Below are 6911 nucleotides of genomic sequence, written 5' to 3'. Positions count from 1 at the left end.
TGCTGGCGGTGGCGGCCGCGCTCGTCCCGCTGGGCTTCATCCTCTTCTTCGTCCTCAGCCGCGGGCTCTCCTCGGTGGACCTCGCCTTCTTCACCCAGATGCCCAGGCCGGTGGGCGAGGCCGGCGGCGGCATGGCCAACGCCATCGTCGGCACGCTGATCCTGATCGGCATGGCCGCGCTGCTGGGGGTGCCCGTCGGAGTGCTTTCGGGGATCTACCTTTCGGAGTACCGCACCACGCCCCTGGCGTCGGCGGTGCGCTTCTGCGCCGACGTCCTCAACGGGGTGCCGTCGATCGTGATCGGGATCTTCGCCTATACCATCGCGGTGCTTCCCTTCAAGAGGTTCTCGGCGTTCGCCGGCTCCCTGGCGCTGGGAGTCATGATGATTCCGATCATCCTGCGCACCACCGAGGAGCTTCTCAAGCTCGTTCCGGAGACGCTGAGGGAAGGCTCCATGGCGCTGGGCGCGACGCGCGCCGCCACGGTCTTCCGGGTCATCCTGCCGGCCTCGCTTCCGGGGATTCTGACCGGCGTCCTGGTGGCCCTGGCCCGGGTCGCGGGGGAAACCGCCCCGCTGCTGTTCACCTCGTTCAACAACCGTTACTGGTCCACGACCCTGAACCAGCCCATGGCGTCGCTCACGGTACAGGTTTACACTTACGCCCAGTCGCCCTACGATGACTGGCATCGCCAGGCGTGGGCCGGGGCGACGGTCCTGATCTTCTCGGTCCTGGCTTTCTCCATGCTGTCGCGCTGGGCCACGCGCCGCCTGGAGCGGATGCATCAACCATGACGCGTATCACCCTGGCTCCTGGAGAGCCGATGCCCCCCCTGCCGAAGACGGTCACCGTCGAGCGCGCTCGTGACGACTCGGCTCCCGCGCCGGAGACCAAGGTCGAGCTGCGCGGCATGGGCTTCCACTATCCGGGCCGGCAGGCGCTGAAGGACATCAACCTCACCGTGCCGGAGCATCGCGTGACCGCCATCATCGGTCCTTCCGGCTGCGGGAAGTCCACCCTGATCAAATCGATCAACCGGATCGCCGAGATCGGCACCGACGTGAAGGTGGAAGGCGAGGTCCTCTTCGACGGCAGCAACGTCTACGCGCCCGGCACCGACCTGGTGGACTTGCGGCGCCGCGTCGGCATGCTGTTCCAGAAGCCGAACCCGTTTCCCAAGTCGATCTTCGAGAACGTCGCGTTCGGCCCCCGCATCCACCGTGCGCCCCGGCGCTCCGAGCTGGAGGCCATCGTGGAGAAGAGCCTGCGGCAGGCGGCGCTGTGGGACGAGGTCTCGGATCGGCTGCACACCTCCGCCATGGCGCTGTCGGGCGGCCAGCAGCAGCGCGTCTGCCTGGCGCGGGTGCTGGCGGTGGATCCGGAGGTCATCCTCATGGACGAGCCCTGCTCGGCGCTCGATCCCATCTCCACGGCGCGCATCGAGGAGCTGATCGACGAGCTCAGGAGCCGCTACACGGTGGTCATCGTCACCCACAACATGCAGCAGGCGGCCCGGGTCTCGGATCGAACCGCGTTCCTGCTGAGCGGCGCCCTGGTGGAAGTGGACCGGACGGAGAAGATCTTCACCAATCCTTCCGATCGGCGGACCGAGGACTACATCACCGGCCGCTTCGGATAGGAGTGCCCGCAGCAATCCGCGAAGGAGAAAGCGCGTTGGAACACACCAGCCGGCAATACGAGAGGGACCTGCAGCAGCTCAAGGAGAAGATCCTGCTCCTGGGAGGCACCGTGGAGCTGATGATCGCCTCCTCCATGAAATCGCTTCTGTCGCGCGATTCGGAGCAGGCGAAGGGCGTCATCGACTCCGACCCACGGGTCGACGCGATGGAGCTGGACATCGACCATCTCTGCGTCAGCCTGCTGGCCCTGCGCCAGCCCGCCGCATCCGATCTGCGCTTCATCACCACCGCCCTGAAAATCGTCACCGATCTCGAGCGCATCGGGGACCTGACCGTCAACATCGCCGAGCGGGCCATCGAGCTGAACGAGGAGCCGCCGCTGAAGCCCTACATCGACATCCCGCGCATGGCCTCCAAGGTGGCGGGCATGGTGCACCAGGCGCTCGACGCCTTCGTGAACCGTAACTCGGCCATGGCGCGCGAGGTGCTGGGGGAGGACGACGACGTCGACCGCCTCAACGTGCAGCTGTTCCGCGAGCTGCTCACCTACATGATCGAGGAGCCGCGCAACGTCGCCCGAGCCCTGCGCATCACCTTCATCGCCAAGTACCTGGAGCGCATCGCCGATCACGCCACCAACATCGCGCAGATGGTGATCTTCCTGTGCGAGGGTATGGACGTGCGGCACACACCCGCCGGACGCGGCTCCGACCTGCGCTGATTCTCTGCCCGCATCTACTCGCAGCGCAGCGCCGCCATCGGATCGACGCGCGCCGCCCGCACGGCGGGCAGGACGCAGGCCGCGACGGCGACCCCGCCCAGGGCGACCGCGACCGCCGCGAAGGTGGCGGGATCGCGGACGGCGATGCCGTAGACGAGGCTCGAGACCACCTGCCCGAGCGCCAATCCCCCCAGCAGACCGGCTGAGATCCCCGCCAGCGCCACCCGCATCCCCTCGCCGACCACCAGCCGCAGCACCCCCCCTGGCTGCGCCCCGAGGGCCATGCGCATGCCGATCTCGCGCGTGCGCTGGCTCACCGAGCTGGCCAGGACCCCGTAGATGCCCAGCGCCGCAATCAGCAGCGCCGCCGCCGCGAAGCCGCTCAGCAGCTGTGTGCTGAGGCGCAGCTGCGCCGAGCTCGCCGCAATCCACTCGTCCATGGTGCGCACGTTGGCCAGCGCCAGCTCCGGGTCGATCTCGCGCACCTTGCGACGGATGGATGGAAGGAGTTTCCCCGGCTCGCCGTCGACCCGGACCGCGACATCCATGAGGGGCCAGACACGCGCGGCGATCGGATAGTAGAGCGAGGGGAGCTCCTGGTTCAGGGTCAGGATGCGCACGTCCCCCACCACGCCGATCACCGTGAAGGCGGTGGCCCGGTCGGCCGAGCGGATCAGCGCGTGTCCCAGGGGATCCGCGTCGCCCCAGAACTTTTTCGCGGTCGCTTCGCTGACGATGGTGACGTGCGACGCGGGGCCGTCGGCATCGGTGAAGTCCCGCCCCCGCAGCAGCGGAATGCCCATCGCCTTGAAATAGCCGGGGGTGACACTGCGCCAGTCGATGGGCACCAGGGTCTCGGGGGGCAGCGCCGAAGGGCCCGAGGCAAGCATCGGGTGGCGGGCGTTATTGCCGGCGCCGAAGGGAATGCCGCTCGACACGGCCGCGTCCTTCACGCCCGGCAGGGCGCGCAGCTCATCGACGAGCGCGCGATAGAAAAGCGGCGCCTTGTCGGCCAGCGGATACTTGCTGGGCGGCGGAGCGAGCTGGAAGGTCAGCAGCGCATGGGGATCGAAGCCGACCGCCACGCGCTGCAGATTGGCGAGGCTCTGGATCAGCAGCCCGGCGCCGATGAGCAGGATGGTGGCCAGGGCGAGCTCCACGGCCGCGAGTCCTTTTCGCAGGCGGGCGCGCGGCTCCGACCCCGAACCCCGGCCGCCCTGCTTGAGGGCGTCCCCCAGATTCGCCCCGAGGGCGCGCCAGGCGGGGGCGAGGCTGAAGAGCAATCCGGTGAGCAGGGTCAATCCCGCGGCGAAGGCGAGCACCGGAAGATCCACGTTGATGTCCGACACGGGAAGGAGGTTGGCCGGCAAGGATCGGCGGATGGCGCGCACGGCCCAGAAGGCGCCGAGAATCCCGGCTCCTCCGCCCATGACGGCGAGCACGGCGCTTTCCACCAGGAGCTGCCGCATCAGCCTTCCCCGTCCGGCGCCCAGCGCCGACCGGACCGCCAGCTCCGTGCGCCGGGTCACCGAGCGGGCGAGCAGGAGATTGGCGATGTTGGCGCAGGCGATCAGGAGCACGAAGACGACGGCCCCCAGCAGCATCCACAAGGCCGTTCGCAGCTGGGTGCCGATGAAGGTGTCGTAGAAAGTGACCAGGTTGATTCCCCAATCACGAACCTCGGGATACTGCCGGCCGACCGAAGCGGCAACCTGATCCATCTCGGCTTGCGCCTGGGCCAGCGTCACCCCCTGCTTCAGCCGTCCGACCGTGAAGATCAAATGGGCCAGGCGCAGCTCTTTGGCGGGATCGAGGATCAGCGGGGTGAAAACCTCCCCCCCTGAGAGCAGCGCGAGCGAGGCGGGCGCGATGCCGACCACCGTCGTCGGGATGCCGTTCAAGCTCACTGTGCGTCCCACCAGGGAGCGATCGCGCCCGAAACGCCGATTCCACAATCCTTCGCCGACCATCGCCACGGGGGGGGCGTTGGGCTTCTCCTCCTCGTCGCTGAAGGCCCGGCCCGCGACCGGACGCACTCCGAGCAGTCGGAGCAGCGCCGGGCTGATGGTGTTGCCCGGCAGCTGCTCGGGGTCTCCCCCGCCGCTCAACGTGACGGTGCTGAAGCCGACGGCGGACATTTCGATGCCGCGCGCCTGCTCCCGCCAGGAAAGGAAATTGAGGACCGAGGAGGCGAAGACCGGCAGGTTCAGCTTGTCGTTGCGCTCCGCCACCTGGACGAGGCGATCCGGCTCGGCAAACGGCAGGGGCCGGAGCATCACGGCATTGACCACGCTGAAAATCGCCGTGTTGGCGGCAATCGCCAGGGCGATGGTGGCGATCACCGTCGCCGTGAACAGCGGCGTCTTCCCCATCAGGCGCAGCGCGTAACGCGCATCTTGCAGCATGGGCGGGTGAGCCCCTCGAAGGTCCCGGAATCCGTAAGCTTACGCCAGGATTGTACGAAGCCGAAGAGGCGATGGGTTCAGCGGGCGATGACGAATGGGATGGAAAGCCGGCGGAATGGAATGAAATCGGGAAGGGACGTGCCGCTATTGCGAGCGCGCCAGCCGGTCGACCTGCTCCAGGTAGCGTCCGACGTCGTCGCGGGGCTTGAGCTCCTGGGCCCGCTTGAGCAGCGGCACCGCCTCCTTGTAGCGCGCCTGGGAGACCAGGAGCTTGGCGTGCCGCAGCCTGGCTTCGGCTTCGGTGCTTTCCAGACCCTCGGCCCGTTCGTAGCAGAAGACGGCCCGCTCCAGATCGCCGCTGCTCGCGTAGCTCTGGCCCAGCAGCAGCAGCGCCTCGCCGTCGGTGGGATCCAGGGCGACCACTTCCTCCAGGGCCTTGGCTGCCCCGGCGGTTTCGCCGTCGGCAGCGGCCAGCCGCGCCTTGAGCCGCAGCAGCTTCTTGCGATCGGCGTCCTCGAGAGCGGCTCCGAGCAGCGCCTCCGTGCGCTCCAGCAGCCGGCGGGCCTGGGTGGTCGCGCCTCCCTGAGCCATCATCTCCAGGTTGCGCAGCGGCCGCGCCGGGGCCTGGGCCGGATCCTTTTCCAGGCCTTCCTGGTAGGCCCCCAGCGCCATGTCCCACAGCCCCTCGTGAGCATAGAGATCGCCCAGGGTGTAGAGGTTGGACATGGTCGCCTTCCCCATGCGCCGGACGACCTCGTAGTTCTCCGCCGCCTGGCGCGTCTGGCCGAGCCCAACCTGCGCCCCCGCCTGGATGAGCCAGAGATCGGAGCGCTCCGGGAATTTGCGCAGGAGCTCCTCGGCAAGCGACGCCGTCTCCGCGAATTTCTGCTGCTTCAGCAGGCTCTGGACCAGCCCGAGCCGCCAGTCGACCGTGTCGGCCTGCAGCAGGATGGCGTTGCGGTAGGCCGATTCGGCGGAGACAAATTGTCCGGCGGCGCTGCAGGCGTGGCCCAGCAATCCGAAGGTGAGCCCGTCCCCCCCGCCCAGCTCGATGACCCGCCCCAGCGAGCGCACGGCGGCCTCGTAGTTCCCGGCGCGCACCTCCACCAGCCCCAGGTTCTTGTGCGCCCGCCGGAAGCTCGGAAACTTGCCGACGGCCGTCGTGAAGCGCGTCCGCGCCGCCTCGAGGTTGCCTGACTGGAAGGCGAGATTGCCGAGCGTGAAGTCGAACAGGGCGGTCGACTGGGGCGTGGTGAGCTTGAGCAGCTCCTTCTCGGCGGCTGCCGGATCCGATCCCAGCAACGGAATCAGCTTCTCCAGCTGCTGCTTCTCCACCGGGTTGATGCGCGGCTCCAGGTCGGACAGCGCCCCGAAGCTGGCGAGGAACTGCTTCTGGAACTCCGGGTCGCTCCAGATTCCCAGAGCCGGCTGGCTGGCGGCGGCTTCCGCGCCGAAGGCGGTCGCCGCCGGCATCAGGACGGCGCAGGCCATCGCCAATACCAGCTCCGTGACAAGGCGCTTCGTTCCCATGGGCGAGCTCATCCTCGAATCCCGGCGCGCTAGCCGGCGCTGAAGGTGATCGGCACCCGCATCTTGAAGCGGACCTTCTTGCCTTCCTTGGTGCCGGCCTCGAAGCGCCATTGCCGCACGGCGTCGAGGGCCGCCTGGTTCAGCCCTTCATAGGTCGTCTTGTCGACCTTGGGGTTCATGACGTGCCCGTCGGTGTCGACCAGGAAGACGACCTCTACCGTTCCCTGGACCTTGCGCTTGCGCAGCTCGCTGGGATAGCGGGGCATCGCCTGGCTCAGGGCCCGGGGACGCTGATCCAGCTCCGCGAGCGCGAAGGTGGCGTCGGAGGCCGCGGCTTCGCCGGAAGACGGATCGCCCGTCCCGCCGATTCGACCTCCCGAGCTGAACGAGACCCCTTCCTGGAAGCTGCCGCCGCCGCCCAGATCGGGATTCAGGGCCCCTTCCAGATCGCTCAGGCTGAGCGCCGCCAGCGCGGGAGCGCTCGCCGAGCCTTCCAGCCTTGCGATCTCCTGGACGTCGGGAGCAGCCTCCTGCGGTGTGTCCAGGGCCTCCTTCTGCTCGGCGGACTCGGCCGGCTGCTCTTCCTTGGCCTTCTCCTCTTTCTTCGCTTCCTGC

6 protein-coding genes are annotated in these 6911 nt (G+C 68.3%); 3 read left to right on the top strand and 3 right to left on the bottom strand.

From position 1 onward, the window contains the following. The 3 genes from pstA to phoU all read left to right on the top strand — a co-directional run. The coding region (pstA, locus tag VFW45_18575) for a phosphate ABC transporter permease PstA (GenBank protein HEU5182800.1) at positions 1-794 on the top strand (794 nt) is incomplete at its 5' end. Between the two features lie 116 nt (positions 795-910). Next, the gene (gene pstB, locus VFW45_18570) at positions 911-1639 is read left to right on the top strand and encodes a phosphate ABC transporter ATP-binding protein PstB (GenBank protein ID HEU5182799.1); all 729 of its coding nucleotides are present in this window, start codon (positions 911-913) and stop codon (positions 1637-1639) included. A gap of 35 nt (positions 1640-1674) precedes the next feature. Then, on the top strand, positions 1675-2361 hold the full coding sequence (phoU, locus tag VFW45_18565) for a phosphate signaling complex protein PhoU (GenBank protein ID HEU5182798.1): 687 nt from the start codon (positions 1675-1677) through the stop codon (positions 2359-2361). A gap of 14 nt (positions 2362-2375) precedes the next feature. On the opposite strand, the gene VFW45_18560 is transcribed toward phoU, so the two are convergent. The 3 genes from VFW45_18560 to VFW45_18550 all read right to left on the bottom strand — a co-directional run. After that, positions 2376-4766, bottom strand: coding sequence for an ABC transporter permease (locus VFW45_18560; protein ID HEU5182797.1), 2391 nt, complete (start codon positions 4764-4766; stop codon positions 2376-2378). A 144-nt stretch (positions 4767-4910) separates the two neighbouring features. Beyond that, complete coding sequence (locus tag VFW45_18555) at positions 4911-6296, bottom strand: tetratricopeptide repeat protein (protein ID HEU5182796.1); 1386 nt, start codon at positions 6294-6296, stop codon at positions 4911-4913. Positions 6297-6325: 29 nt separating this feature from the next. Beyond that, on the bottom strand, positions 6326-6911 hold a 586-nt coding region (locus VFW45_18550; protein ID HEU5182795.1), incomplete at its 5' end, for an energy transducer TonB.

The organism is Candidatus Polarisedimenticolia bacterium (genome assembly GCA_035764505.1).
Taxonomy (GTDB): domain Bacteria; phylum Acidobacteriota; class Polarisedimenticolia; order Gp22-AA2; family AA152; genus AA152.
The sequence above is the reverse complement of the archived record's forward strand: the minus strand, read 5'-3'. Positions and strand labels throughout refer to the sequence as shown.

Excerpts from the sequence above, each read along its gene's own strand:
- pstB (HEU5182799.1), top strand. The coding sequence starts at position 911 with ATGGGCTTCCACTATCCGGGCCGGCAGGCGCTGAAGGACATCAACCTC.
- VFW45_18560 (HEU5182797.1), bottom strand. The coding sequence starts at position 4,766 with ATGCTGCAAGATGCGCGTTACGCGCTGCGCCTGATGGGGAAGACGCCG.
- VFW45_18555 (HEU5182796.1), bottom strand. The coding sequence starts at position 6,296 with ATGGGAACGAAGCGCCTTGTCACGGAGCTGGTATTGGCGATGGCCTGC.